The 601-nt window shown below is 69.6% G+C and carries 1 protein-coding gene; it reads right to left on the bottom strand.

All coding sequences use genetic code 11. From position 1 onward, the window contains the following. Positions 1 to 601: ferritin-like domain-containing protein (locus ABFX54_RS56745; protein WP_346115636.1), on the bottom strand; the 601-nt coding region annotated here is incomplete at both ends.

The following is a 601-nucleotide window of genomic DNA, read 5'->3' as shown; positions in this document are numbered from 1 at the left end:
TACGTGCTTCGCGAGGCACGTAGGCGAAGGTGGGACCGGCGCCGCCGGGCAGCGCCATCAGGGCCTGCGCCTGGGCCCTGAGCGTGAACATGGTGCGGGTGGCGTCCGTGAGCCTCTTCGGATCGCCGTTGAATGCCTGCTCCAGCAGGTTCAGCAGGGTGCTGTAGGTGGTGTCGAACAGATCCTGCGCCGCCCGTACGGCGCTGCCCGGCTCGGCAGGCTGCGGGTTGGGTGTCATCGGCAGCACGCCGTCCGGGTCGACGCCGACCTTCTCGCCGGTCGGGCCGGTTCTCGGGGTGTCGCCCCGCTGGTAACGGCGGCCGAGCTTGAGCTCCTGGAAGCGGTAGTAGTGGGCGACCTCTTCCCGATCGGGGTGGAGGACGTCCTGGTCACCGTCCCAGACCTCGCCGTGGGCGTTGCCCTCCCCCTGCTCGACGATCTCCTTCAGCGCGCCGAGCGCGGACTCCAGATCCTCGACGGCGAACAGCGATCCAGTGGTGTGGCGGAAGTGGGTGCCGCTCACCTGCCGGGCCGGGTCGCCGCAGAACACCTCCTTCTCGCCGAGCGTTGCGCACAAGTAGCGCAACCCCTGCTCGATCGC

Source organism: Nonomuraea maheshkhaliensis (assembly GCF_039529435.1).
GTDB classification, from domain to species: Bacteria; Actinomycetota; Actinomycetes; order Streptosporangiales; family Streptosporangiaceae; genus Nonomuraea; species Nonomuraea maheshkhaliensis.
The sequence above is the reverse complement of the archived record's forward strand: the minus strand, read 5'-3'. Positions and strand labels throughout refer to the sequence as shown.